The 25702-nt window shown below is 65.0% G+C and carries 27 protein-coding genes and 1 tRNA gene; 16 read left to right on the forward strand and 12 right to left on the reverse strand.

Annotated elements, in window-relative coordinates; all coding sequences use genetic code 11:
- The first annotated feature begins 17 nt into the window (after nt 1–17).
- The 7 genes from RE429_RS01655 to RE429_RS01685 all read left to right on the forward strand — a co-directional run bounded on the left by RE429_RS01655 (nt 18) and on the right by RE429_RS01685 (nt 7515).
- Entirely contained in the window at nt 18–1655 is a 1638-nt protein-coding gene (locus RE429_RS01655) for a hydantoinase B/oxoprolinase family protein (protein WP_414472667.1), read from the forward strand.
- 78 nt (nt 1656–1733) lie between these two features.
- Nucleotides 1734–2936, forward strand: a complete 1203-nt coding sequence (locus RE429_RS01660) for a pyridoxal phosphate-dependent aminotransferase (RefSeq protein ID WP_414472668.1) — start codon at nt 1734–1736, stop codon at nt 2934–2936.
- A 47-nt stretch (nt 2937–2983) separates the two neighbouring features.
- Nucleotides 2984–3454 carry a RidA family protein gene (locus tag RE429_RS01665; protein ID WP_414472669.1) on the forward strand — a complete coding sequence of 157 codons (471 nt, stop codon included), beginning with the start codon at nt 2984–2986 and terminating at the stop codon, nt 3452–3454.
- A 178-nt stretch (nt 3455–3632) separates the two neighbouring features.
- Nucleotides 3633–4343: a FadR/GntR family transcriptional regulator gene (locus RE429_RS01670; protein ID WP_414472670.1), complete on the forward strand. Its 711-nt coding sequence runs from the start codon at nt 3633–3635 to the stop codon at nt 4341–4343.
- Between the two features lie 300 nt (nt 4344–4643).
- Nucleotides 4644–5633, forward strand: coding sequence for a TRAP transporter substrate-binding protein (locus RE429_RS01675; protein ID WP_414472671.1), 990 nt, complete (start codon nt 4644–4646; stop codon nt 5631–5633).
- Between the two features lie 43 nt (nt 5634–5676).
- Nucleotides 5677–6201 (forward strand): TRAP transporter small permease, encoded by a 525-nt coding sequence (locus RE429_RS01680; RefSeq protein WP_414472672.1) that lies wholly within the window; start codon nt 5677–5679, stop codon nt 6199–6201.
- Between the two features lie 9 nt (nt 6202–6210).
- Nucleotides 6211–7515, forward strand: a complete 1305-nt coding sequence (locus tag RE429_RS01685) for a TRAP transporter large permease (protein WP_414472673.1) — start codon at nt 6211–6213, stop codon at nt 7513–7515.
- A gap of 663 nt (nt 7516–8178) precedes the next feature.
- On the opposite strand, the gene RE429_RS01690 is transcribed toward RE429_RS01685, so the two are convergent.
- The 3 genes from RE429_RS01690 to RE429_RS01700 form a co-directional block, all read right to left on the reverse strand.
- Entirely contained in the window at nt 8179–9258 is a 1080-nt protein-coding gene (locus tag RE429_RS01690; protein WP_414472674.1) for a diguanylate cyclase, read from the reverse strand.
- A gap of 238 nt (nt 9259–9496) precedes the next feature.
- Complete coding sequence (locus tag RE429_RS01695) at nt 9497–9661, reverse strand: hypothetical protein (RefSeq protein WP_414472675.1); 165 nt, start codon at nt 9659–9661, stop codon at nt 9497–9499.
- A gap of 100 nt (nt 9662–9761) precedes the next feature.
- Nucleotides 9762–9908 (reverse strand): hypothetical protein, encoded by a 147-nt coding sequence (locus RE429_RS01700; protein ID WP_414472676.1) that lies wholly within the window; start codon nt 9906–9908, stop codon nt 9762–9764.
- 99 nt (nt 9909–10007) lie between these two features.
- Here RE429_RS01700 and RE429_RS01705 point away from each other — a divergent pair, with 99 nt between their 5' ends.
- Nucleotides 10008–10265, forward strand: a complete 258-nt coding sequence (locus RE429_RS01705; RefSeq protein WP_414472677.1) for a hypothetical protein — start codon at nt 10008–10010, stop codon at nt 10263–10265.
- Between the two features lie 128 nt (nt 10266–10393).
- On the opposite strand, the gene RE429_RS01710 is transcribed toward RE429_RS01705, so the two are convergent.
- Genes RE429_RS01710 through RE429_RS01725 form a run of 4 tightly spaced genes read right to left on the reverse strand, consistent with a single transcriptional unit; the run spans nt 10394 to nt 12821 of the window.
- Entirely contained in the window at nt 10394–10624 is a 231-nt protein-coding gene (locus tag RE429_RS01710) for a Trm112 family protein (RefSeq protein WP_370435732.1), read from the reverse strand.
- 11 nt (nt 10625–10635) lie between these two features.
- Nucleotides 10636–11307 (reverse strand): LON peptidase substrate-binding domain-containing protein, encoded by a 672-nt coding sequence (locus RE429_RS01715; RefSeq protein WP_414472678.1) that lies wholly within the window; start codon nt 11305–11307, stop codon nt 10636–10638.
- A gap of 29 nt (nt 11308–11336) precedes the next feature.
- Complete coding sequence (gene trxA / locus RE429_RS01720) at nt 11337–12242, reverse strand: thioredoxin (RefSeq protein ID WP_414472679.1); 906 nt, start codon at nt 12240–12242, stop codon at nt 11337–11339.
- Nucleotides 12243–12281: 39 nt separating this feature from the next.
- Nucleotides 12282–12821 (reverse strand): prolyl-tRNA synthetase associated domain-containing protein, encoded by a 540-nt coding sequence (locus RE429_RS01725; protein ID WP_414472680.1) that lies wholly within the window; start codon nt 12819–12821, stop codon nt 12282–12284.
- Nucleotides 12822–12996: 175 nt separating this feature from the next.
- Between RE429_RS01725 and RE429_RS01730 the strand changes: the two genes are divergently transcribed.
- Together RE429_RS01730 and RE429_RS01735 are read left to right on the forward strand one after the other, a co-directional pair.
- Nucleotides 12997–13071: transfer RNA gene (locus RE429_RS01730), tRNA-Gly, on the forward strand.
- A 259-nt stretch (nt 13072–13330) separates the two neighbouring features.
- The gene (locus RE429_RS01735) at nt 13331–15727 is read left to right on the forward strand and encodes a transketolase-like TK C-terminal-containing protein (protein WP_414472681.1); all 2397 of its coding nucleotides are present in this window, start codon (nt 13331–13333) and stop codon (nt 15725–15727) included.
- A 168-nt stretch (nt 15728–15895) separates the two neighbouring features.
- Here the strand turns inward: RE429_RS01735 and RE429_RS01740 are convergent, their stop codons facing one another.
- Complete coding sequence (locus RE429_RS01740; protein ID WP_414472682.1) at nt 15896–16522, reverse strand: LysE family translocator; 627 nt, start codon at nt 16520–16522, stop codon at nt 15896–15898.
- Between the two features lie 166 nt (nt 16523–16688).
- Between RE429_RS01740 and RE429_RS01745 the strand changes: the two genes are divergently transcribed.
- Complete coding sequence (locus tag RE429_RS01745) at nt 16689–18473, forward strand: ABC transporter ATP-binding protein (RefSeq protein WP_414472683.1); 1785 nt, start codon at nt 16689–16691, stop codon at nt 18471–18473.
- Between the two features lie 239 nt (nt 18474–18712).
- Here RE429_RS01745 and RE429_RS01750 read toward each other — a convergent pair whose 3' ends face one another.
- Entirely contained in the window at nt 18713–19435 is a 723-nt protein-coding gene (locus tag RE429_RS01750; protein ID WP_414472684.1) for a fused DSP-PTPase phosphatase/NAD kinase-like protein, read from the reverse strand.
- Nucleotides 19436–19747: 312 nt separating this feature from the next.
- Here RE429_RS01750 and RE429_RS01755 point away from each other — a divergent pair, with 312 nt between their 5' ends.
- The 5 genes from RE429_RS01755 to RE429_RS01775 all read left to right on the forward strand — a co-directional run bounded on the left by RE429_RS01755 (nt 19748) and on the right by RE429_RS01775 (nt 23802).
- Complete coding sequence (locus RE429_RS01755) at nt 19748–20029, forward strand: acyl carrier protein (RefSeq protein WP_414472685.1); 282 nt, start codon at nt 19748–19750, stop codon at nt 20027–20029.
- A gap of 149 nt (nt 20030–20178) precedes the next feature.
- Entirely contained in the window at nt 20179–20646 is a 468-nt protein-coding gene (locus RE429_RS01760; protein WP_414472686.1) for a 3-hydroxyacyl-ACP dehydratase FabZ family protein, read from the forward strand.
- The gene (locus RE429_RS01765) at nt 20639–21757 is read left to right on the forward strand and encodes a beta-ketoacyl-ACP synthase (protein WP_414472687.1); all 1119 of its coding nucleotides are present in this window, start codon (nt 20639–20641) and stop codon (nt 21755–21757) included. Before RE429_RS01760 ends, RE429_RS01765 begins: the two co-directional genes overlap by 8 nt.
- Before the next feature lie 13 nt (nt 21758–21770).
- Nucleotides 21771–23051 carry a beta-ketoacyl-ACP synthase gene (locus RE429_RS01770; protein ID WP_414472688.1) on the forward strand — a complete coding sequence of 427 codons (1281 nt, stop codon included), beginning with the start codon at nt 21771–21773 and terminating at the stop codon, nt 23049–23051.
- 4 nt (nt 23052–23055) lie between these two features.
- Entirely contained in the window at nt 23056–23802 is a 747-nt protein-coding gene (locus tag RE429_RS01775) for an SDR family oxidoreductase (protein WP_414472689.1), read from the forward strand.
- 16 nt (nt 23803–23818) lie between these two features.
- On the opposite strand, the gene folK is transcribed toward RE429_RS01775, so the two are convergent.
- Genes folK through folP form a run of 3 tightly spaced genes read right to left on the reverse strand, consistent with a single transcriptional unit; the run spans nt 23819 to nt 25486 of the window.
- Nucleotides 23819–24292 carry a 2-amino-4-hydroxy-6-hydroxymethyldihydropteridine diphosphokinase gene (gene folK, locus RE429_RS01780; protein WP_414472690.1) on the reverse strand — a complete coding sequence of 158 codons (474 nt, stop codon included), beginning with the start codon at nt 24290–24292 and terminating at the stop codon, nt 23819–23821.
- Nucleotides 24285–24653 carry a dihydroneopterin aldolase gene (gene folB, locus RE429_RS01785; RefSeq protein ID WP_414472691.1) on the reverse strand — a complete coding sequence of 123 codons (369 nt, stop codon included), beginning with the start codon at nt 24651–24653 and terminating at the stop codon, nt 24285–24287. Before folB ends, folK begins: the two co-directional genes overlap by 8 nt.
- Nucleotides 24650–25486, reverse strand: a complete 837-nt coding sequence (gene folP, locus RE429_RS01790) for a dihydropteroate synthase (protein WP_414472692.1) — start codon at nt 25484–25486, stop codon at nt 24650–24652. Before folP ends, folB begins: the two co-directional genes overlap by 4 nt.
- Nucleotides 25487–25702 lie beyond the last annotated feature (216 nt).

Raw genomic sequence — 25702 nt, forward strand, 5'->3', positions numbered from 1 at the left:
GCCGAGGAGATTCCATCATGACCAATTCCGCACTGTCCGATGTCCACATGCAGATCATGTGGAACCGCCTCATCTCGGTCGTCGAGGAACAAGCCGTCACCTTGATCCGCACGGCCTTCAGCACCAGCGTGCGCGAGTCGGGCGATCTCTCGGCCGGCGTCTTCAACCGCGGCGGCAAGATGATCGCTCAGGCCGTCACCGGCACACCCGGCCATGTGAATGCGATGGCCGAGGCCGTGGGGCATTTCATCAACGACATCGGCCCGGACAACATCTTCGAGGGCGACGTCTATATCACGAACGATCCCTGGAAAGGGACCGGCCACCTGCTCGACATCACGATGGTGACGCCCTCGTTCCGCAACGGCCGGCTGATCGGCTTCTTCGCCTGCACGGCGCATGTGGTCGATGTCGGCGGCCGGGGTTTCGGCCCCGATGCCAACGAGGTGTACGAGGAAGGCATCTTCATTCCGATCATGAAATTCGTGGAGCGCGGCGCCGTCAACCGCGATCTCGTCAACATCCTGCGCCACAACGTCCGGGAAGCGCATCAGGTTGTCGGAGACGTGTATTCCCTCGCGGCCTGCAATGAGATCGGGCACCGCCGCCTGATGGACATGATGGACGAATTCCATCTGGAGGACCTCGAAGCGCTCGCCGACTTCGTGTTCGAGCGAAGCTATGCGGCGACGATCGAGAAGATCGCGGCGCTGCCCCGGGGGGCCTACGACAACGTGATGCGGGTGGACGGCTACGGCAGCCCGATCGACATCGCCGTGCGCATCGATGTCGCCGCCGATCATATCCTGGTCGATTTCGACGGTACTTCGGGTCCCAGCCCGCTCGGCATCAACGTGCCGATGATCTACTCCAAAGCCTATGCGTGCTACGGGCTCAAATGTTCGCTGGCTCCGGAGATCCCGAACAATTACGGTTCGCTCCTGCCGTTCCAGGTGACCGCGCCCGAAGGCTGCATCCTGAACGCACAGCATCCCGCGCCGGTCGCGGTCCGCCACGTCCTCGGCCACTTCATTCCGGACGCCGTCCTGGGAGCCGTTCACAAGATGCTGCCCGGAAAGATCCCGGCCGAAGGATCGGGCGCACTCTGGAACCTCCATCTCAGCGCGCGCCCGCTTCAGGGAGACAGGGCGCCCAAGGATGGAGGGCAGCGAGCCGAAGTGCTGCTTTTTAACAGCGGAGGCGCAGGTGCGCGCCCGACCCTCGACGGGCTCAGCGCCACGGCCTTCCCGAGCGGCGTTCATACCATGTCGATCGAAGCGACCGAACATGTCGGTCCGGTCGTCTTCTGGCGAAAGGAGCTGCGCAACGGTTCGGGGGGAACGGGTCAGTATCGCGGCGGGCTGGGCCAGGTCGTCGAGATCGCCGCGACCGATGGGCACGAGTTCTATTTCAACGCGATGTTCGACCGGATCGACCATCCGGCGCGGGGCCGTGCCGGGGGAGGGGACGGCGCTCCCGGCGCCGTGCTTCTGGACGACGGGACCAGGCTTGCGTCCAAGGGACGCCAGCATGTGCCCTCGGGCCGGCGGCTCGTGCTGCAGCTTCCGGGCGGCGGCGGTTACGGTCCCGCGGAGAAGCGCAGTCCGGAGGCCGTCAAGCGGGACTTCGCGTTCGACTACGTTCTCAACGATTGAACTCGTAAGCATGGAGGGGATCCGGGGCCGGGCGGGCCGTTGCCGCCGCCTGGATCCTCGTCCTCATGGAGAAGGCGGATGAAGTACGAAGCGGATCTGATCAAAACGATCAAGGCCTCTCCGGCGATGGCGATCTCGATGAAGGCGAGGGCGATGACGGCAGCGGGAACCGATGTCGTCGATCTGAGCGTCGGCGAGCCCGATTTCTCCACGCCGCCCCACATCGTCGATGCGGCGATCGCCGCCATGCGCCGGGGGGAGACCCACTACACCGCCGCCGACGGCACGGCCGAACTCAAGGACGCCGTCATCGAGAAGTTCCGGCGTGAGAACGGTCTCGATTTCGCGCGCAATCAGATCTCGGCGGGCAACGGCGCCAAGCAGATCATCTTCAACGCCCTGATGGCGACGCTCGAGCCCGGCGACGAGGTTGTCGTTCCGACGCCGTACTGGGTTTCGTATACCGACATGGTCATGCTGCTGGGAGGCACGTTCAAGCTTCTTCCCTGCACGTATGAAGAGGGCTACAAACTGACGCCCGAGAAGCTCGATGCCGCGTTGAGCGAGAGAACCCGCTGGCTGCTGTTGAACGCGCCGAACAATCCTTCGGGCGCCAGCTACACCCGCGCGGAAATGCGCGCTCTGGGGGATGTGATCGCCCGTTACCCGAATCTCCTGGTCCTGTCGGACGAGATCTACGAGCAGATCACCTATGGGGCGGATCCGTTCTGCTCCTTTCTCAGCGCATGCCCGGAACTCCGGGAGCGCGTCGTGATCGTCAACGGGGTCTCGAAAGCCTATGCCATGACCGGCTGGCGCATCGGCTTTGCCGCCGGGCCCGCGGATTTGATCTCCGCCGTGGCGAAGATTCAGTCGCAGAGCACCTCCAATCCCTGCTCGATCTCGCAAGCGGCCGCCGTTGCCGCGCTCACGGGCCCCCAGGACTTCGTGCAGGAAGCCCTCGCCGAGTACAGGGCGCGCCGCGATCTCGTTCTCGATGGGTTGCAATCCATTCCGGGTTTGCGGCTGCGCGCGCCGGACGGCGCCTTCTACGTCTTCCCGGAATGCGGCGCCCTGATCGACCCGGGATCCGGAAGCGAAAGAGCCGTTGAAGACGATGCCCAACTCGCGTCCTATCTTCTCCATGAGGCTCATGTGGCGGTGGTGCCGGGTGCGGCCTTCGGGTCGCAGCCCTGTTTGCGCCTGTCGTTTGCGACATCGCGGGACAATCTTGAGAAGGCCGTCGACCGGATCGGCCGGGCGCTCGCCCGCCTGGCTTGAAAGACCAAGTATTCCGCCGATGGAACGATCCTGAAGGGGCGAGCGCCATGAGTCCTGAAAAGCGTCTGATCGGGTTGGGTCTCACCCTGCCGGCGCTTCGATCGTCCGCGGGAGCCTATCTGCCCTTCCGCTGGGCCGGAAATCTCCTCTTCGTCTCGGGCCGCGGCGCGACCAGGGGCGATGGGAGATTCATGACCGGACGCGTGGGCCTTGATGTCTCGGTCGAACAGGCGCGCCTGCATGCGCGCGATGCCGGACTGCAGCTTCTGGCGGCCGCGAAAGCCGCCCTGGGCGATCTTGAGAGGATCGGCGCCGTGGTCAAGCTCACCGGAATGGTGAACGCCGTCGAGGGATTCACCGAGCATCCGGCGGTCATCGACGGTTGTTCGCAGCTGCTCGTCGATGTGCTGGGAGAGGCCGGGCGCCATGCCCGAACGTCCATGGGCGCCGCAAGTCTCCCTCACGGGATGAGCGTCGAGATCGAGATGATCCTGTGGGCCGACCGGCCGTCCGGCTGAGACAGACCGGACCGGCTGTCTCTTGCGGCCCGGCGTCGGGCCTTGTCCATTCCCGCTCCGGTTCCCTTGGGGGATCGGGGCGGGAGACTGTCGATACCGTCGACTGGCGCGCGGTGCTCAGATGTCATACATATGAGCGTATAGTGGAATGTAATCGCGTTCGAACAGGAACAGCCTCATGCTGGGCAGAAAAGAGAGCCTTTCTTCGCAACTGACGAAAGAGCTCACGCAGAAAATCGAAGCGCAGGTCTATGCCCCGGGCTCGCGGATCCCGACCGAGGCCGAGCTCTGCCAGGAATATGGCGTCAGCCGGACGGTCGTGAGGGAGGCCATTGCCTCCTTACGGGCCGACGGTCTCGTGATCCCGCGACAGGGCATCGGCGTTTTCGTCAGTGAGAGAACGAGACTTCTTCCCTTCGAGTTCGATGCGAAATCGGAAGGGGCGCTCGCCGACATTCTCTCTATTCTGGAGCTTCGGCTGAGCGTCGAACTCGAGGGCGCGGCTCTTGCCGCCGAACGTCGCAATACCCGGCAGCTTCAGGCGATCAAAGCCCGCCTCAAGGATATCGCCAAGGAGATCAGCGACGCTCAAGGAGACGGCGGCCGCGGCGACTTCGAGTTTCATCTGGCGATCGCCCGGGCGACGAACAATCCCTATTTCGAGAAATTCCTGAGCTTCATCGGCCCGCAGATCATTCCGAGAATCAGGATGAGCAGCCTGCAGACCCAGCGGGTGTCGGATCAGGAATATCACGCGACGCTTCAAAAGGAACACGTCGCCATCGTGGAGGCTATCGCCGATCGAAACGCGAATGCCGCACGGGACGCGATGCGGGCCCACCTGTCCGGGAGCCTGGAGCGTTACCGCGCGCAAAACCCGCGCAGCTGACGAGAGCCGGCGACGTTCCGAAACGCCCGAATGGCGACAAGTCTCCGGATTAGGACGGCGCAGAGGAGCGATGCTCCGGCGCCTTGTCGCCGAATTCCTTGGAGCGCATGCGCGGGCAAGACTTTCCGGAGGCCCTGTTCGTGTCGCATATGCCGGGCCCATGACGGTTGACATATATGACAACTGATGACAGGTTTTCATACTAGATGCCGTGCAGCGGCCGTTCTCAAGAGAAGAGACGAGACAGCGCAGAAATGCTGCCCGAACTCGTCCGCCACTCCAGCGAACAGAGGGAAAATCATGTCGTTCAAAGCCTATTTTGCCGCAGCGGCGCTTTCGGCAGCCGGTCTCGTCGCGGCAACCGCATCCCACGCCCAGACTGTCTGGACGATGGCTTCCGGCTATCCGGAAAGCAGTTTCTTCACCAAGAACCTTCGGGAGTTCATCAAGGAGGTCGAGACCAAAAGCAGCGGAAAGCTGAAGATCGATCTGCGTCCGCATGACAGCCTGATCAAGCTCGATGCGATCAAGCGGGCCGTGCAGTCCGGTCAGGTGCAGATCGGTGATATCCGCATGGGCGTCTACGGCAATGAAGCCGCGATGTACAATCTCGACAACATTCCCGGCGTCGTTCCCACGTTCGACAAGTCGTACAAGCTGATGGAGTTTCAGAAGCCGTTCTACGACAAGCTTTTCGGCAAGAACGGCATGCGGGTCATCGCCTATGTCGCCTGGCCGGGGCAGGGGTTCTTCACGAAGGAGCCTGTAACCTCGCTCGCCGATCTCAAGGGCCAGAAGCTCCGCATCTATTCCAAGCAGACCCAGATCATGGGCGAGAAGCTCGGCATGGAATCCCTGATCCTGCCGTTTGCGGAAGTCCCGCAGGCTTTTGCGACGGGCATGATTCAGGCGCTGTGGACGAGCGCCCAGAGTGGGACGGACGTTCAGGTCTGGGACTACGTGAAGAACTTCACCTATACCGGCACGATGCACAACAAGAATGCGATCATCGTCAATGAACGGGCCATGCGCGCACTTGATCCGGAGTTGCAGAAGATCGTCATGGATGCCGGTGCTGCCGCGACCGATCGCGGCTGGCAGATGGCCAAGGAGGCCAGCGCCGAGCGCGAGCAGGTTCTGCGCGATCACGGCGTAACGATCGCTCAGGCTCCCAAAGACGTTCTCGATAAAATCGACGAGATCGGCAAGGAGATGGTTCAGGACTGGCTGAAAGACGCCAATGCGGAGGAAAGAGCCGTCTACGAGCAGTACCAGGCTGCATTGAAGTGAAAAGGCCTGAAGCCTTCGATCGGCCAAAAGGAGAACGCCGCTCATGATCAGGCCCATCCTGAACAAGCTCTATCTTTTCAGCGGTTACATCGCAGCGGTGTTTCTGGTTGGAATCGCCGTCGCCATCATGACCCAGATCATCGGGCGCATGAAAGGCGTCACCATCGATGCGACGGAGGCGGCGGGGCTTTGCCTCGCCGCCGCCACTTTCTTCGGTCTCGCCCATACCTTCGGCCATGGAGGACACGTGCGCATCACGGTCGTCATCGAGCGCCTGTCCGGCGGCACCAGGCGCGCCGTCGAGATCTTCAACTGCCTGATCGCATCCCTGGCCGTGTGTTACCTGTCATGGAACGTCATTCTGCTCGCCGTGCAGTCATACGAGTTTCATGACGTGAGTCCCGGGCTTCTGGCGATGCCTTTCTGGATTCCCCAGGCAGGCATGGCCTTCGGCGTGACCATGTTCGCGGTCGCGCTTCTCGACGAACTGTTCTGGGTCATCGGGGGACGAAAGCCCCGCTACGACCATGTGGACGATCCGGCGCAAGACGACAGGCCCGTGGCTTAGGAGGAATTGATGGATCAGACCATTTTAGCCTCTGTCGTTCTCGTCGTCCTCACGTTCGGATTGCTGGCTTCCGGAATCTGGGTCTCGGTGGCGCTCCTCATCGTCGGCATGGCCGTCATGGAGCTGTTCACGACCGCGCCCATGGGGTCTCTCATTGCGTCGACCTTGTGGGATTCGAGCTGGGGGTGGGCGCTGACATCGCTGCCGCTCTTCGTATGGATGGGAGAGATCCTGTTCCGGACGAACCTGTCGTCGGACATGTTTCGCGGGCTGGCGCCCTGGCTGTCGCGCCTGCCGGGCGGATTGCTGCACGTGAACGTCATCGGATGCGGCATCATGGCGGCCGTTGCGGGCTCGTCGGCCGTGACCTGCGCCACGATCGGCCGCATGAGCGTCCCTGAGCTCACCCGGCGCGGCTACCCGCTGAATATGACGATCGGGACCCTTGCGGGATCGGGAACCCTGGGCCTCTTGATTCCGCCCTCGATCGTCATGATCGTCTATGGGGTCACCGCCGAGCAGTCGATCGGCCGGCTCTTCATCGCAGGCGTTCTTCCGGGGCTCGTCCTGATCCTGCTGTTCATGGGCTACACGGCGATCTGGAGCCTGCTGAACAAGGAGAAGCTCCCGCCGCCGGAGCCGCGCATCGGCCTTCTCGCGCGGATCAACAAGTCCCGGAGCCTCATCCCCGTTGCGCTGCTGATCGGATTGGTCGTCGGCTCCATCTATGGGGGCATTGCGACGCCGACGGAGGCTGCGATGTTCGGGGTCGTCGGCGCCCTGATCCTTGCGGCGTTCAGCAGAACCCTGACCTGGGCGAGCTTCATGGACAGCCTGATGACGGCGGTCCGCACCTCGTGCATGATCTCGTTCATCATCGGATGCGCCGCCTGCCTGTCGATCGCCGTCGCGTTCGTCGACATTCCCAGAACGCTGGCCGCCTGGGTCGACGCGATGCAGCTCTCGCCCTATGTGCTTCTGGCGGTTCTAGCGGTCTTCATGCTGATCCTGGGATGCTTCCTCGAGGGCATTTCCATCATCGTGCTGACGTCGTCGGTCATGCTGCCGATGGTGCAGAGTGCCGGCATCGATCTGATCTGGTTCGGAATCTTCATCGTCGTCCTGATCGAAGCGGCGCAGATCACCCCGCCCGTCGGATTCAACCTGTTCGTCCTGCAGAGCATCACGGGCAAGAACATCATCACCGTCACCAAGGCGGCGATACCGTACTTCTTCGTCCTGATGCTCCTGCTCGTGCTGATCACGATCTTTCCGTCGATCGTCCTCGTTCTACCGAGCTTCATGAGCGGGTAACGACAGCGGCTCCGTTGATGAACCGGCGAAGCCGCACCGGTCGCTCCGGCGTGGCTTCGTCATGCGGGAAAATCTCATGGCATCGCCGCTAGCGCATCGTGCGGACCCAGCGGGCCGCGCGAGCGAAAAGCGGATCCGGTTTTCCGCAAGAACGACGCGCTCGAGGACTCACAATCCTGTCGGCACAGGGAGCCGGACGCAGGCATGCTGCGCAATCCTCGCGCTCATCGCCGTCTTTCAAGGTTCCGGTGTAAAAGAAGAGCGCCACGGGGGCGCTTTGAAGTGCACGACCGTAGGGGCAAAAAGCGGTCGATGGGTTCAATTTATACGATTAATCGGAAAACTCGATAGATCCTTCGATCTACCTCTTCAGAGGTAGCGTTCGCTCTATTGTCGTACACCGAACGAATCAAATATCCCTATATCTGCCGTGGGGGCATGACGGTACAGGGCCGCTGACCAGAACCATCCAAGAGTTCTGGCGCGGCCCTTTTTCTTGCGTGCCGGTTCGTCCCACTTGGGCCGGTCCGGCTCGATCGTCGGACGTGAAAAGCGGGAACCGGTTTTGCGTGGAAAGATGCTCAAAACCACAAGGGGCAAGGCATCGGATGTGGGTTCGATGTCACGTCCGATGCTCCATGAGCGGCGACGAGGCGGGGCACTTCAAGCGGCGGTGTAAACGACGCTGCGGTCGCGGCCTTGCTGCTTGGCCCGATAAAGAGCCGCATCGGCCCGAGCGATCAAGGTCTCCGGGCTTCCGGCACTGTCGAGGCCAATTTCGGGGCCAATTTCGGGGCCAAGTCCGGGGTCAAGTCCGGGGTCAAGTTCGGGACCAAGTGTTGCGATGCCGATGCTGACCGTGACGAGGTCATCGATGCCGTGAGGGTGGGGGATCCGGGCCGAGGCCAGCAACGATCTCACCCGCCCGGCCGTCTCCAAGGCCTGGGCGCCGTCGGCATCCGGAAGAATCAACGCGAATTCCTCGCCTCCATAACGGGCCGCCAGGTCGTCGGACCCGCTGCCGGCTTCCGACAATATCGGAGCACAGCGCCGGAGAGCCTCGTCCCCGGCCTGATGCCCCCAACAATCGTTCAGGAGCTTGAAGCGGTCGAGATCGACCAGCAGCAGGGACAGGGGACGCCGTGTCCGCTGAAACCGCCGCCAGGCGCGGTCGAGAGCTGCGTCGAAGGCGCGGCGATTGGCCAGGCCGGTGAGACTGTCGGTGTCCGCAAGCCGCCTCAGGTCCTGGTTGCGACGCCACAGGTCCAGCTCATCCATGGCGATCGCGCCGAGGTCCTGAAGAGGCGACAATTCGAATTCGTCTGCCGGCTGGGGAGCGTGCTTGAGAACGCACAGCGACGCGACGGCGACGCGATCCTCCGTCATGAGGGGCACGCCGGCATAGAAACGGAACGGCAGCCGAGGAAGAGCCGGATGGCCCTGAAGACGAGGATCCGACTGCAGGTCGCCGATCACGAGGGGCTTTCCGGATGCGATCACGATCTGACAGATCGTCTGGTCCCGGTCGGCCCATGGCGCGATGCCCCCGCCATGAACGGACTTCATCCATTGGGTCCTGTCGTCGACGAAGCCGATGAAGGCGGCGTCGGCATCGTAGAACTGCGCCGACAGACGGGTGATTCGGTCGAAGCGCTCGTCCTTCTCCGTGTCGAGAATTCCGCAGGAGAAAAGAATTTTGAGGCGCTCTGCTTCGTTCGAGGGCGGCCGAGGCACGACAAACATGTCAGAACTCCTGCTTTTCGACACGTCGGACTGAGGTGGCCTCCATATATCATGCGTGGCGGGCTTGCGACCGGCCGCGGACAAAAAGGGCATAGAGCCTGTTCGGGCGAAGGGGCGCCGGCTCGCCGTTCAAAAATGCGGCTGAGCCGAAGACATGGGCCGATCCACAAATTGGGGCAACAGTTCTCAGTCCGCCGTCAGGCGCCGCAGATGTCTGAAACGTGAGAAGGCTCGAGGATCACGGCGGCAATTTCGGCGCCCTTGTCGGGTTGGACGCCATGGATTCCAGCGTTGGTCCCAAGACCTTGATGGCGAAGCCGAGAGCCCCGCCGATCAACAGGCCGGTCACGATGACAAACGGCAGCAGGCTCCAATCGCGGCGATTATCCATCCTGCGAGCCATGATGTGCCCAACCTGATTTGCTTGGGGTCCCGATCCGAGTTTAGCGCTATTCCGTCAGCCGTGGGAGCATCGTGAGTGCGAAGGCGGGCTCATCCTCGTTTCATCCGCCCACAGGCTCGTCGTCATCGTCGCCCAGAGGCGTCTTTTTCGCGTTGGCCAGGACCGCGATCAGCTTAACCGCGAGGGCGAAGCCCAGGAGGAGAATGATTGCGCGCGGGAGCGTCATCTCCGAAATGAGTTGAGCCATTCCCGCCCTCAAATCGTACATATGATTGAAGCGATAAGATATGTATGATACTTCCGTCAATCATAGATACGATAAAAAAATTGACGAAAAGAGGCCCGCTTGACTCAATTTCGTATATACGTCACTCCATCCAAGGTTGGACGTAAAAAGCCGTCTAAAGTGGGTCGCAAAAAGCAATTTCAGACGCGGATCACGCTGCCCCTCTCCGATGAGATGGCGGAACGCATTGCTGCGACGTTACGTCCCGACGAGGTCCGCCTCGATTTCATCCGCGATGCCATCGAGAGAGAGCTGAAACGGCGGGAGCGCCTCAAGGACGGCCCCGCCAAACGGTCCGAATCGGGCTCTGACGCTTAGCGCACCATGATCGTCTGGTCCGGCACATACCGCTTCCTTCGAAATCAACCCTCCGTCATCCCGGGACGGCTTCTCCCTCTCGGGAATAGTGCAGGTTCGGCATGGCCTGCTCCGGAGCGACGGGCCCTTTAATCCGTCAGCTGCCGCGCCTCTTCCGGCAGCATGATCGGGATGCCGTCGCGGATGGGATAGGCGAGTTTGGCGCGCCGGCTGATCAGTTCCTGGCGCGCAGCGTCGTACTCCAGGGTTTCCTTGGTGAGCGGGCAGACGAGAAGCTCGAGGAGCTTCGGGTCGATGCGCGTCGCCTCGACGGGCTGCGGAGCATCGGTGTGGGGCGAGGCATTCGTCTCTGCGGACATCGTTTTCAACCCTATTGCAGCGTCGAATCGGAGCTGACGCCGCCGCGGGCGAGCTCGATCTCGGTGAGCGCGATGAGAACTTCCGCGCGGGTTTTCAGGTTCGGCGCTTCGAGGAGCGCCTGCTTTTCGCGCACGCCGAAGGGGCTCATCATGCACAACGCATTGACCAGCGCCTCGTTGGGCGCTTCCTCGATGCCGCGCCAATCCACCTTCACATGGGCGGCATCCACGAAGTCGCGAAGAGCCTTGACGACGCCGTTCCGATCCACCTCGTTCTCGCCCGCGCGGGCGATGAAGTCGTTCCCGAAAGGCCCGAAGCTCACGCGGCAGCGGCGGAAGAGTTCGACGGGCGGCAATTCCTCCTCGACACGGAACCGCGCGATGCCGATCAGCGTGATGAGATAGCGGCCGTCGCCGGTCTCGGCGAACTGGGTGATGCGGCCCGCGCAGCCGACGGAATAGAGCCTGGGAACGACCGAATTGGGATTGCTGTCCGCGTCCGGCTGGATCATGCCGATCACCCGGTCGCCCTTGAGCGCCTCGTCCACCATGGAGAGATAGCGCGGCTCGAAGATGTTGAGCGGCATCTGCCCGCGCGGCAGCAGCAGCGCGCCGGGAAGGGGAAAAACGGGAATGACCGACGGGCAATCTTCCGGCCCCCGGTATACCGCGTTCATTCCCATGCCGATCTCCCCGTTGACGTCGAGCGACGTCAGGCAAACAGAAGCGAGGACAGCTTCCGCCGTCCCGCGATGGTCATCTCGTCCATCGGGCCCCAGGCCTCGAAGAACTGGACGAGCTGCTTGCGTGCGCCGTCGTCGTTCCAATTGCGGTCGCGGCGGACGATTTCAAGGAGGTGGTTGACCGCTTCCTCGCGCTTTCCGCGCGCGTTGAGGGCGATCGCCAGATCGAAGCGCGCCTGGTGATCGAGCGGGTCGGCTTCGACCCGGCGCTGAAGGTCGGCCGCATCGCCCAGGGAGCCCGCCTGCTCGGCAAGTTCCACGGCGGCCCGCGCGCCGGCAATCGCCGGGTCGTTCGCCTTGGCGGCGGGCGCCATGGCGAGGAAGCGCTTCGCGCCTTCGAGATCGCCGACATCAACATGGAGCTTCACGAGCGCCGCGAGCGCCGCCGTATTGTCGGGCTCCTGTGCAAGCACGGCGGCATAGAGCTCGGCCGCGCCCGCCATGTCGCCGGCGGCTGCGAGCTGGTCCGCTTCGCTCAAGATTTCTTCCGTGGCGCCGGGGCCCAAGGGGCCGACGAGGCGTTCGATGAACGCCTTCAGCTGGCTCTCCGGCAGGGCGCCCATGAAGCCGTCCACCGGCTGACCGCGCTGGAAGGCGAAGACGGCGGGAATCGACTGCACCCCGAGCTGGCCCGCGATCTGCGGATGATCGTCGATGTTCATCTTCACCAGCTTCACCTTGCCGCCGGCGGCGCGCACCACCTTCTCCAGGACGGGGGTGAGCTGCTTGCAGGGGCCGCACCAAGGAGCCCAGAAATCGACCAGCACGGGGCGGTTCATCGATTCGGCCAGCACGTCCTGGCGGAAATCGGCCGTGGTGGTGTCCTTCACGAGATCGTCGGACGGCATTCCGGAGGAGGGGGTATCGGTCAACATGCGATCCTCGAAGGGTGATCGTGAAAAGAAGGTCTGTCCCTAGATGGGAGCTCGACCGTTGTCTGGCAAATCCGCAGGCGGCTCCGGCAGCTTCAGGATCAGCGGGTCGTGGCCTGTCGCGCGCAGGAACTTCACCAGATCCTCCCGCGACACGCCAGTGGTCATGGAATTCACCAGGGGATGAAAGTTCACGCGCTCGTGCTCCATCAGGTTGGCGTCGAGCACCATGGTCACCTTGCCTTCCGTATCGTTCACCACCGCGAAGGCGGTCACCGAGCCGGGCTCCACACCCAACATGGTGCGCAACTGGTCGGCGGAGCCGAAGGAGAGGCGGCCCGAAGCCCCGAGGGCCTCGTGGGTGCGCTTGAGGTCGATGGCGGTGTCGTGCTTGGCGGAAATGAGAAAGAAGCGCCCCTTCTTGTCCTTCACGAACAGGTTCTTGGAATGAGCGCCCGGCACCTGCTCCTTGACGGATTTCGATTCGGCGACCGTGAATACGGGCTCGTGCTCGACGGTCTCGAACGGGATTCCCAGCGCGTCGAGGCGATCGAGGAGTTCTTTGGGAGAAAGGTGGGCCAAGACAGGAAACTCCGACAGATCACCGGCTTCTACCGGCCCGGACCCGCAGGCTCAAGCGCCGCGTCAAAAAGTTTGGCGAGACCCCCCGAAAAGCCCCGAAAAGCCCCTTGCCAAGCGAACCGATTTGGGGCAAATCAGCGGCCTCGCAACGATGCCTTGCCGCATCGCGGAGCGTGCGGGTGTAGCTCAGGGGTAGAGCACAACCTTGCCAAGGTTGGGGTCGAGGGTTCGAATCCCTTCGCCCGCTCCAATTTCCAAAAGGGCCGCCTTCGGGCGGCCTTTTTGCTGTCCGGCGCCCCGTTCGAAGGCTTCTCCGTCACCATCGGCTCGCGGTCCTTCTCACGCTTGTCTCAGGGGCCTCCGTCTTCCGAACGCATGGCTTCCAAGGCGTCGACGGCTGCAGGCGGAGGGCGGCCGCGGCGAGAGGGTGGATGCGGAACGGCCCTTCTCCTGCTAAGAAAACGACACAACAATCGCGATGCGGTCTTGCGCCGCCCGGGAGGATTCTCATGGCCGACGCCCGGCATCTTCGTTTTCTGGCGGAGCTCGAGCGCAAGGTGCTCTGGCTGTCGACCTGGACGATTCACAACGCCAATCACCTGCGTTCCAACGAGGACGGGCTGAAGATCGGCGGGCACCAGGCCTCCTCGGCCTCGCTCTCGACGATCCTGACGGCGCTCTATTTTTCCGTACTGCGTCCCGAGGACCGGGTGGCGGTCAAGCCCCATGCGAGCCCGATCTTCCACGCGATCCAGTATCTCTTCGGCAACCAGACCCGTGAGAAGCTGGAGAATTTCCGCGCCTACAGGGGCGCGCAATCCTATCCCTCCCGCACCAAGGATGGGGACGACGTGGACTTCTCCACGGGCTCGGTGGGCCTCGGCGTCGCCCAGACGCTCTTCGCGAGCCTCGTGCAGGATTACGTGAAGGCCCATGGCTGGGCCAAGGACAGGCCCGAGGGCCGCATGATCTCGCTCGTGGGCGATGCGGAGATGGACGAGGGCAACATCTTCGAGGCGCTGCTGGAAGGCTGGAAGCACGGCGTGCGCAACACCTGGTGGATCGTCGACTACAACCGCCAGAGCCTGGACGCCGTGATCCGCGAGGGCCTCTGGGAGCGTTTCGAGGCGCTGTTCCGCAATTTCGGCTGGGACGTGGTGATCCTGAAATACGGCTCGCTCATGCAGGAGGCCTTCGCCGAGCCGGGCGGCGAGCGCTTGCGGGCCTGGATCGATACCTGCCCGAACCAGCTCTATTCCGCGCTCACTTTCCAGGGCGGGGCCGCGTGGAGGAAGCGCCTCCTCGACGATCTCGGCGATCAGGGCCCCGTCACGCGCCTCATCGAGAAGCGTACGGACGAGGAGCTGGCGCGCCTCATGTCCAATCTCGGCGGGCACGACCTGCCGGGTCTCTTGGACGCCTTCGAGCAGGCGCGGACGCACGACCGTCCGGTCTGCTTCATCGCCTATACGATCAAGGGCTTCGGCCTGCCGCTGGCCGGCCACAAGGACAACCATTCGGGCCTGCTGACGCCGACCCAGATGGAGGCCTGGCGCGCCGCCCAGGGCGTGCGCCCGGACCATGAATGGGACAAGTTCGAGGGCGTCGCGATCCCCCGGGCCGAGCTCGAAGATTTTCTGAAGAAGGTGCCCTTCGTGCAGAAGGGACGGCGGCGCTATTCCGCCCCGCAGGTGCCGGTGCCGGAGAGGCTCTCGTTCCCGGCCAATCCGGCCATGTCGACCCAGCAGGGCTTCGGGCTCATCCTCAACGAGCTCGCCCGCTCCGATCAGGCGCTGGCGGACCGCATCGTCACCACCGCGCCGGACGTGACCGTGTCGACCAATCTGGGCGCCTGGGTGAACCGGCGCGGGCTGTTTGCCCGCAACAGCCTGGTCGATACCTTCAAGAAGGAGCGGATTCCCTCGACCTATAACTGGGAGTTCTCGCCGAAGGGCCAGCATCTGGAGCTCGGCATCGCGGAGATGAACCTCTTCATCACCCTGTCCGCCCTGGGGCTCTCGCATTCGCTGTTCGGGGAGCGGCTCATTCCCATCGGCACGCTCTACGATCCGTTCATCTATCGCGGCGCGGACGCGCTGAACTATGCCTGCTATCAGGACGCCCGCTTCATGCTGGTCGCCACGCCCTCCGGCGTGACGCTGGCCCCGGAAGGCGGCGCGCACCAATCCATCGGCACGCCGCTCGTCGGCCTGGCGCAGGACGGCCTGGCGTCGTTCGAGCCGGCCTTCGTCGACGAGCTCGCCGTGATCATGCGCTGGGCCTTCGACTACATGCAGCGCAACGGGGAGGGCGAGCCGAACGAGACCACGTGGCTGCGCGACGAGACCGGCGGCTCGGTTTACCTGCGCCTCTCCACCCGAAGCCTCGAACAGCCCCAGCGCCCGATGACGCAGGAGCTCGCCGACGACATCATGGCCGGGGCCTATTGGCTGCGCAAACCCGGGCCGAACGCCCAGGTGGTCGTCGCCTATACGGGTGCGGTCGCGCCCGAAGCCATCGAGGCGGTCGGCCTCATGGCCGAGGACCGGCGCGACATCGGCCTGCTCGCCATCACGTCCGCCGACCGGCTCAACGCGGGCTGGACCGCGGCCCAGCGCGCCCGCGAGCGCGGCCTCGTCCATGCGCGATCCCATGTGGAGCGCCTGCTGGCCGACGTGCCTCTCCATTGCGGGCTCGTGACCGTGATCGACGGCCATCCGGCGACGCTCGCCTGGATGGGCTCCGTCATGGGCCATCGCACCCGCTCGCTGGGCGTGGAGCATTTCGGCCAGACGGGCACGATCAAGGATCTCTACCGCCATTTCGGCATCGACGCTCAAGGGATCATCGCGGCGGCCGAGATGATCGCGCCGGGCAAGCCGATGCGATACCTGAAGGCGGTGTGACGCCCGCTACAGCGTCGGGCGTGAGTTCCATTTCACGTCCGACGCTGTAACATTTTGATCTTGAGCATCTTTCCACGCAAAACCGGGTCCCGCTTCCCGCGTTCGATGCTCTCCTTGCCGGAGCATCTTTTCACGCAAAACCGGTGCCCACTTCCCACGTTCGATGCTCTAGGACTGCCCCGCCTTCAGGGCCACGGTGGCGATGCCGGCGCCGATCAGCAGGCTGCCGCCGGTCTTGTTGACGAGGCCGACCGTGCGCGGGTTGCTGATGATCCGCCGGGCCCGCGCGGCGACGAGCGCATACGCGAAGGCGTTCGTGAAGGCCAGGATCAGGAAGGTCGCGGCGCACAGGCTCACCTGCGGCAGAAAGGCGAGCTTCGGGTCGATGAACTGCGGCAGGAAGGCCACGAAGAACACGAGGCCCTTCGGGTTGAGGGCGGTCACGAGCCAGGCGTGGCCGAGCATTTTCAGGGATGAGGCGGCGTCCGTGCGGGGCGTCACGTCGAGGTTTCCGCCGGCGCGCCAGAGCTTGATGCCGAGCCAGACGAGATAGGCGGCCCCGATCCATTTGAGGGCCGTGAACACCGTTGCCGATGCGGCCAGCAGCGCGCCGAGGCCCAGAAGAGACAGCGTCATGGCCGTGAAATCGCCGAGCGCGACGCCGGCCGCCATGGGCAGGGCCGTGCGCCAGCCCTGTCCGAGCGCATAGGAGACGACCAGCAGAATGGTCGGCCCCGGGATGACGAGCAGCACGGCGGCGGCTGCCGTGAAGGCGAGCCAAGTCTCGAAGGGCACGGCCGGTCTCCTCTCCGGATCATGGAAATTCAGCCACAGAACGCCGGGCCTGTCGAGGGGAGGGCGATTTTGCCGGCAAAGCGTGGCCCGGAGGCGGAAGGGTTTGCCGCTCAGGGGATCGCGTGGTAACTCGCGAGGCGAAATCACGAGAGAACCAAGCATTCCGATGGCCCGCACACGTCCGATCCGCGGCAGCACCGCCCCCCTGGTCAAGCGCCTCTGGCGCGAATGGATGCGTCCGCATTCCAGGGCCCTGGTGGCCGTGCTCGTGTTCGTCGGTCTCGTGTCGGGCGCGACGGGGCTCTACCCGGTTCTCATCAAGGCGGCTTTCGACGCGTTCGACACGAAGGATATGACGGCGATCTACCTCGCGCCGCTCTTCGTGATCGCGGTCACCTCCGTGAAGGGCTTTTCCCTCCTGGCGCTCACCATCCTGACCAACAAGGTGGTGACGCGCATCGAGGCGGACATGCAGACCAGGCTCTACGGCCACATGATCGAGGCGGATCTCGCCCAGATCGGGCGGGAGAGTCCGGCTGCGCTGACCCAGCGCTTCACCACCGACTTCATGTTCATCAAGGAGGCGCTGACCCGCCTCTCCACCGTGTTCCTGCGCGAGGTCTCCACGGTGATCGCCCTGGTGGGCGCGATGATCTGGATCGACCCGATGATGACGCTGGTGGCCGGCATCACCATGCCGTTCTTCATCTATCCGGTCGAGAAGATCGGCCGCAAGCTGCGCCGCGTCGCCACGTCCACCCAGGAGCAGACCGGCCAGATGGCGGGACTCATCACGGAGAGCCTCGCCGGCACCCGCTTCGCCAAGACCTACCGGCTGGAGGGCTATCTCAAGGACAAGGCGGCCAGCACCTTCGACGAGATCCGCCGCCTGCGCATGAAGGGCGCGAATGCCCGCGGGCGCCTCGATCCCCTGCTCGAGGTCGGCGGCGGCGTCGCCGTGGCGGCGGTGCTCGTGCTGATCGGCCAGCGCATCCTCTCCAACAGCAGCACCGTCGGCGATTTCACGGGCTTCGTCAGCGCGCTCCTCCTGGCGGCTCAGCCGATCCGGGCGCTCGGCAATCTCAACGCCATCGTGCAGGAGGCGGCCGCCGCCCTGCAGCGCACCTTCACGGTCATGGACGAGGCGCCCCTGATCAAGGACAGGCCGGCCGCGAAGCCGCTCGCCCTGAAAGGCGGCGAGATCCGCTTCGCCGGCCTGTCCTTTTCCTATACCGGCGATGCAACCGCCGTGGACGGCGTCGACTTCGCGGCGGAGGCCGGCAGCACCACCGCCCTCGTCGGACGCTCCGGCTCCGGCAAATCGACCCTGCTCTCCCTCGTGCCGCGCCTGTACGATGTGACGGACGGCGCGATCCTCATCGACGGCCAGGATATCCGTGACGTGACGCTGGCGAGCCTGCGCCAGGCCATCGCGGTGGTGAGCCAGGACGTGGTGCTCTTCGACGACACCATCCGGGCCAATATCGCCTTCGGCCGCCCCGGCGCCACCGAGGAGGAGATCGTCGAGGCCGCCAAGGCCGCGGCCGCCCACGACTTCATCATGAAGCAGCCGAACGGCTACGACACGATGGTCGGCCCCGGCGGCGGGCGGCTTTCGGGCGGCGAGCGCCAGCGCGTGTCGCTGGCCCGCGCCTTCCTGAAGAACGCCCCGATCCTGCTGCTGGACGAGGCCACGAGCGCGCTCGATTCGGAATCCGAGCGCCTGGTGCAGGCCGCCATCGGCAAGCTCATGAAGGGCCGCACGACCCTGGTCATCGCCCACCGTCTCTCGACCGTGCGCGACGCGGACAAGATCGTCGTGATGGAGGCGGGACGCGTCATCGAGATGGGGCCGCACGAGGCCCTGATCGCCAGGGGGGGCACCTATGCCCGCCTGCACCGGCTGCAATTGTCGGACGATCTGGAGCCGAGCTGGGCGGCAAATTCCTGAGCCCGGACGTTTCGACGCAAGGCCTTACCCCGCCCGGATTGCGCCGCGCCTTTCCGCTAGAGCCTTTTCCGCAAAAGTGGATGCCGGGTTTTGCGAAGAAAAGGCGTCTTTCTCAAACAACAGGAGCCTTTTCCATGAACCGAAGTTCATGGAAAAGGCTCTAGAGAACAGCACATCGCCTGCTGCGGAAAACCGGGTGCCCTTTTCGCTCGCGCGGCCCGCCGGGTCCGCACGATGCGCTATTCCCGCCGCATGATCTTGTCCACGAGCAGGTTCGACCAGAAGCCCGGGCGGAAATCCCGCTCGAGGGTCTTGGCGTCGTAGACGGTTTCCAGCCAGGTCAGGAACGACAGGCCCCTGGCCTCGCCGTCGCGGCGATAGGAATCGAAGAACGCATCGAGGATGCCGGTCTTCGAGAACCGGAAATGGCCGTAGCGCATGTGGAGCTGCCGCTGGGCCTCGTCCACGCTCCGGCCCTCGTGCAGGACGAGATAGAGGGCCGCCATGAAGCCCGCCCGGTCGGCCCCGGACTTGCAGTGCATCACGGCCGGATATTCGATGCGCTCGAAGAAGTCCTTGGCCGTGAGGAGGGACTTCCGGTCCGGTGCACCGCGGGAGCGGATGACGAATTCCTCGAGATTGACGCCCAGGCGCTCACAGGCTTCCTTCTGAAGCTGCCAGGAGCCGTGCTCGTGCCCCCCGCGCAGGTTCACGATGGTGCGCACGCCTTTCTTCTTGAGCGCCTCGATCTGGTGCGGAGCCGGCTGGGCCGTGCGCCAGAGCCGGTCGGTGACCCGGTGCTTGTTCAGGTAGACCAGGCGGAAGACCCCATGGTCGACGAGGAGCATGTTGGCCCAGGCGCACAAGCGGCCGAAGGTGCCCTGGACGGGTTTGTCCCATCGGGCGATGCGAGCCATGCGTCGGGCGCGACGAACGGCAGGTCTGCGGAACCTGTTGAGCACGTTGATCCGGTCTCGAAATCGTATTCTGCCAGTGAGATCAGGAGCCTTGGGGGCGCCGGGTGGGCCCTTATCGACGATCGAAACGGATTAATCAATCGGCCTCCCTCTTAACCTTTGCCGCAGGTTCTGCCATCGTGCGGCGATCAGGAAAGAGCCGGGACGCAACCAATCGGTTGCCGCTGAGGTCCCCGTCGTGTAAGGGGAGCGTTCCGATACAACCCTCCTTGACGAAAAGAGCGGCTGGATCTGGGCCCGATAGGGTCCGGCGGCGGCGGAATCGTTGAGAGTCAAGCATTTCAGGAGAGCGGCGTCATGTCGTCCACCTTCGAGACCGTCGCCGGCATCATTTCAGAGACCGCCGACATTCCGCGCGAGCAGATCACGCCCGAGAGCCACGCCATCGACGATCTGGGCATCGACTCGCTCGCCTTCCTCGATATCGCGTTCGCCATCGACAAGGCCTTCGGGATCAAGCTGCCCCTCGAGCAGTGGACCCAGGAAGTCAACGAGGGCAAGGCTCCGGCCGAGGAATACTTCGTTCTCAAGAACCTCGTGGCGCGCATCGACGCGCTCGTGGCCGCCAAGCAGGCTTGAAGCGTCAGGCTTGAACCACCACAAGACGTCCATCCCGGTGGGCCGGACCGACCTGAGGCCGGCCCGAAGAGGCGATCCATTCCAGAGCCCCGCCTCATGGATTCCTTTTCCTGGACCGCCCGCCGGGAACGAGAGAGACCGGGATCGGGATGCGCCTCGAATATTTTGAAATGATCGACCGGGTGGTGTCCCTCGACCGCGACGCGAAGCGGATCGAGGCGACCTCCACGGTGCCGCAGGAAAGCCCCGTCTTCGAGGGGCATTTCCCCGGACATCCGCTCGTGCCCGGCGTCCTGCTCACCGAGACCATGGCCCAGGCCTCCGGCTATCTCGTGCTCGGCCTCATGGGCTTCACCCACATGCCGTTCCTCATGGCCGTGGACAAGGCGCGCTTTCGCACCTTCGTGGGGCCCGGCACGGTGCTCACGGTCCAGGCCCAGCTCGAGCATGAAGGCTCGGGCTATGCGGTGACAAAGGCCAAGATCCTGGCCGACGGCAAGCCGATCTGCGATGCTGAGCTGCGGTTCAGGATCATGCCTTTCCCGGACGGCATGGACGGCCAGATGCGGGCTCAGGCCCGGCGCATCGGCCTGATAGGGGAGATCCAGGATGCGTGACGTCGTGATCACCGGAATCGGTATCGTCTCCTGCGCGGGAGAGGGCCTGGACGCGCATCTGGCCGCGTTGTCCGGCACACCCAGCACGGACAGCGAGACCTTCGCGCCCCATCCCGTTCATCGGGCGACGGCGCTGGAATGGGACCGCCAGATCCCGAAGAAATCCGACCAGCGGCAGATGGAGGCCTGGCAGAGGCTCGGCTGCTATGCCGCGGGCCTGGCCCTCGACTCGGCGGGCGCGAAGGACGATGCGGGGCTTAAAAGCCGCATGCAGCTCATCGTTTCGGCCGGGGGAGGCGAGCGCGATTACGCGGTCGACGGGCAGATCCTGACGGGCCTCCGGACGGCCGGGGATCCCGGCGTGTTTCTCAACGAGCGCCTGATGGGCGACCTCAGGCCCACGCTCTTTCTCGCTCAGCTTTCGAACCTGCTCGCAGGCAACATCTCCATCGTGCACGGCGTCACGGGCGGATCGCGCACCTTCATGGGCGAGGAATCGAGCGGCGTGGACGCCATCCGCATCGCCCGTCAGCGCATCGCCTCGGGCCAGGACGACATCTTCCTCGTCGGCGGCGCCTACAATGCCGAGCGGCCTGACGTGCTGCTGATCTACGAGATGGGCGGATTCCTCTGGAAGAAGCCCTACCGGCCGGTCTGGAGCCGCCCCGCGGAAGGCGGCGGCATGATTCTCGGTTCGGCCGCCAGCTTCCTGGTGCTCGAAGCCCGCGACCATGCGCAACAGCGCGGCGCCAGGCCGCTCGCGGCCCTCGCGGGCGTCGCGTCGGACCGCTCCCGCCGCCAGCCAGGCAGCGTCGAGCGGGCGCTCCGCGGCCTTTCCGGGCAGCTTCAGGGCAAGCCCGACGTGGTGATCTCCGGCGCGACCGGCGTGCAGGGCATCACGGAAGAGGAGCAGGCCGCTCTGAAGGACATCGCGCCGGGAGCCGCCCTCTACGCGACCGGCGACGTGATCGGCCATGCCATGGAGGCTCAGGCGCCCGCGGGCGTGGCGCTTGCGGCGGGCCTCATCGCTGAGGCCAAGGCGAACGACGCCCTCGTGACCTCGATCGGTCACTGGCGCGGCGAAGGCGCCCTGCGGCTCACCAAGGCTTGAACAGGAGAACGGCATGGCGCTTCGCGACAAACAGGGCCGTCCGCTCGTCGCCGTCACCGGCATCGGCGTGGTCACCTCTCTCGGCCAGGGCAAGGACGCCACCTGGGCCGCGCTGACGGCGGGGCAATCGGGCATTCACCGCATCAACCGCTTCCCCACGGAAGGCCTGCGCACCACGATCGCGGGCACCATCGATTTCATCGACGTGGAGCCCTTCTGCGCCCCGATGCTCTCCGAGCGCCTCGCTGTCCTCGCGGCGGATGAAGCCGTCGGGCAGTCCGGACTGGCGTCGGGCGATTTTCCGGGCGCGCTGTTCATCGCCGTGCCGCCGGTCGAGATGGAATGGCCGCAGCGCAAGGCGCTGGCCGAGGCCTCCAGGCAGGCGGGCGAGATCACCTACAAGGATCTCCTGCAGGCTGCGGCGACCGGCCGCTTCAAGGCCTGGCACGACCTGTTCATCTTCGGCACCGTGGCGGACCGGGTCGCCGACCGCTTCGGCACGAAGGGCTCGCCGATCTCGCTTTCGACCGCCTGCTCGTCGGGCGCCACCGCCATCCAGCTCGGCGTCGAGGCGATCCGCCGGGGCGAGACGGATGCGGCGCTCTGCATCGGCACGGACGGATCGGTCAATCCGGAATCGCTCATCCGCTTCTCCCTGCTCTCGGCGCTCTCCACCCAGAACGAGACCCCGGAGGGCGCCTCGAAGCCCTTCTCCAAGAACCGCGACGGCTTCGTGATGGGCGAGGGCGGCGCCGCCCTCGTTCTGGAGAATGCGGAGACCGCGAAGGCGCGGGGCGCGACGATCCTCGGCTATGTGCTCGGCTGCGGCGAGAAGGGCGATCATTTCCACCGGACCCGTTCGTCCCCGGACGGCTCGCCCGCGATCGCGGCCATCCGCCAGGCGCTCGACGACGCGGGCGTCACGCCCGACGAGATCGGCTACATCAACGCGCACGGCACCTCGACGCCCGAGAACGACAAGATGGAGGCCATGAGCTGCACGGCCGTATTCGGCGAGCGCATGGGAAGCCTTCCGATCTCCTCCAACAAGTCGATGATCGGCCACACGCTCACCGCCGCGGGCGCGGTGGAGGCGGTGATGTCGCTGCTGACGCTCGCCACGGGCCGCCTGCCGCCGACGATCAACTATCAGGTGCCCGATCCCGCGATCCCGCTCGACGTGGTGCCCAATGTCGCGCGCGATGCGGATGTGAAATTCGTGCTTTCGAATTCCTTCGGCTTCGGGGGCCAGAACACCTGCCTCGTCTTCGGGGCCGAGCCCAAGGGGGCTTAAACTCATGACGCGCATTCTCGTCACCGGCGGCGGCAAAGGCGTCGGAGCCGCCATCGTGCGCGCGCTCGCGGCGGCCGGCCACGACGTGGATTTCACCTATCGCTCGTCGGGCGATGCCGCGAAGGCGCTGGCCGAGGAGGTGATGCAGGCTCATCCCGGCCGCAGCGCCAGGGCGCATGAGATCGACCTCGCCGACAAGGCGGCCCTCGAAATCTTCTGCGGGATGCTGGAGGGCGAGAGCTTCTTCGGGCTCGTCCACAATGCGGGCCAGCCCTACGATGCGCTCGCCGCCATGATGCAGCAGGACAAGGCCGAAGCCGCCATGCAGGTGAACTTCTGGTCGCTCACCCGCATCGCCAAATCCCTCATGCGCGGCATGGTCCGCGCCCGGGCGGGGCGCATCGTCGCGATCGGCTCCGTGGCGGCGCTCCAGGGCAATCCCGGCAACGCGGCCTACGCCGCCTCCAAGGGCGCGCTGATCTCCTATTGCCGCACGCTCTCCGTCGAGACCGCCAAGCGCAACGTCACCGTCAACGTGATCGCGCCGGGCTTCATCGACACGGACATGATGGCCCCCTACGCGGCCTATCGCGACACCATGGAAAAGCAGATCCCGGCCGGACGCTTCGCGAAGCCGGAAGAGATCGCGGGCCTCGCGGCGTTTCTGATGAGCGAACCCGCCGCCTATATCACCGGCGCGGTGCTGCCCATCGACGGCGGCCTGACCGCGATGCTGGGCGTGCACCGGTAATTCCGAGGACACCCGTTCAATCGAGTTTCCGGATCTCCTCGGGCGGCAGCGCCGCGAGGGCCTCCGTGATGCGCTGCCCGCGCACCGTGAGATCCGGCGCGATCTCGGCGAGCGGGACGAGGACGAACAGCCGCTCCAGCATGTGCGGATGCGGCAGGATCAGGCCGGGCTCGCCGATCTCGAGATCGTCATAGGTCAGAACGTCGATATCGATGACGCGGGGCCCCCATTTCACCTCGCGGACGCGCCCCAGATCCCGCTCGATCCGCAGGCACAGGGACAGCAGGGCCGCCGGGGCGAGGCCGGTCTCCACGACGATGCAGGCATTGACGAACCGGTCCTGCTCCACCGGCCCCCACGGCTCGGTGAGGTAATCGGCGGAGCGGGCCAGGATCGTGACGCCGTCGTGTTCGAGCGCCGCGATCGCGCGGGCGATGACGGCGCGCTTGTCGCCGAGATTGCTGCCCAGGCTCAGCGCGGCCCTAGCCATGGCGCGCGCGCCTGATCTCGACCGAGACGCCCTCGATCACGAAGGGTACGGGAGCCTCCGGCTTCTCGACCAGCACGGTCACTTCGGCGACGCGCGGAAAGGTCTCCAGAACCTTCGTGGCGATCGCCTCGGCCAGGCCCTCGATGATGCGGAAGCGCCGGGTCGTCGCCGTCTCGTGCGCCAGGCGGGCGAGCGAGGCGTAGCAGACGGATTGCCCGTAATCGTCCGCTTCGCCGGCGGGCCTGAGATCGAGCGAGCAGGTCAGGCTGATATAGAAGCGCTGGCCGAGCCGCGCCTCTTCCTCGTGCAGGCCGTGATGCGCATAGACCGCGAGGCGGGAGACGGTGATCCGGTCGCTCATGTCGGGTTCCTCAGCAGGGCGTCCGCCACGCGGCAGGCTTCCGCATGCGCTTTCACGTCATGGACGCGCACGATATCGGCTCCGCGCGCCACCGCCGCCACATGCCCGCCAATGCTGCCGAACAGCCGTTCCCGCGGCGGCACGTCCGCAGCGTAGAACCGCCCGAGCACGGATTTGCGCGAGGCGCCGACGAGCAGCGGAAAGCCGAGCGCCTTGAGCTCCGGCAGGCGGCGGAGCACCTCGATATTCTGCTCGCCCGTCTTGCCGAAGCCGATTCCGGGATCGAGGATGACGTTCCGGTCGGGGATGCCGGCCCGCCGCGCGAGATCGAGCGAACGCTCGAAGAAGGCGAGCATGTCGGCCACGATGTCGATGGCCGCATCGGCCTGCGGCCGATTGTGCATCACCACCACGGGAGCGCCGTGCTCCGCGACGACCGCCGCCATCTCCGGGTCGTGCTGGAGGCCCCAGATATCGTTGACGATGCGGGCCCCCGCCTCGAGGGCCGCGCGGGCGGTCGCGGCCCGGTAGGTATCGATCGAGATCGGCACCGCCAGCTTCGGGGCGAGTTCCCGGATCACCGGGAGCACGCGCCGCTGCTCCACCTCGGGGCCGACCGGGACGTATCCCGGACGGGTGGATTCCCCGCCGATATCGATGATGTCGGCGCCCTCGGCCTCCAGCCGCTCCGCATGCGCCAGGGCGTCCGGCAGATCGAGGAAAAGCCCTCCATCCGAGAAGGAATCCGGCGTGACGTTGAGCACCCCCATGACGAGGGTGCGGGAGCCGAGGCCGGGAAGGGTAGCGGGAAGGGTGGTTGAAGACGATGTCATCGTGGCGCCATGCTGAGACGAATTTGTGCCCATTGCCGCGTTCTGCCCGGCAGGTCGAGAGGCAGGTCGACAGGGAGATCGAGAGCCTCGACCGGCCCGCGGAGCGGATCGGGGCGGCGACAAGAGCTTGTCATTCGCTTTGGCACACTTTAAGCCGCCGCCAACAGATTTCTCCCGTCATGGCAGGTATGCTCCGGCCATTCAGGTCTCAAGAAC

The organism is Microvirga sp. M2, assembly GCF_047497095.1.
Taxonomy (GTDB): domain Bacteria; phylum Pseudomonadota; class Alphaproteobacteria; order Rhizobiales; family Beijerinckiaceae; genus Microvirga.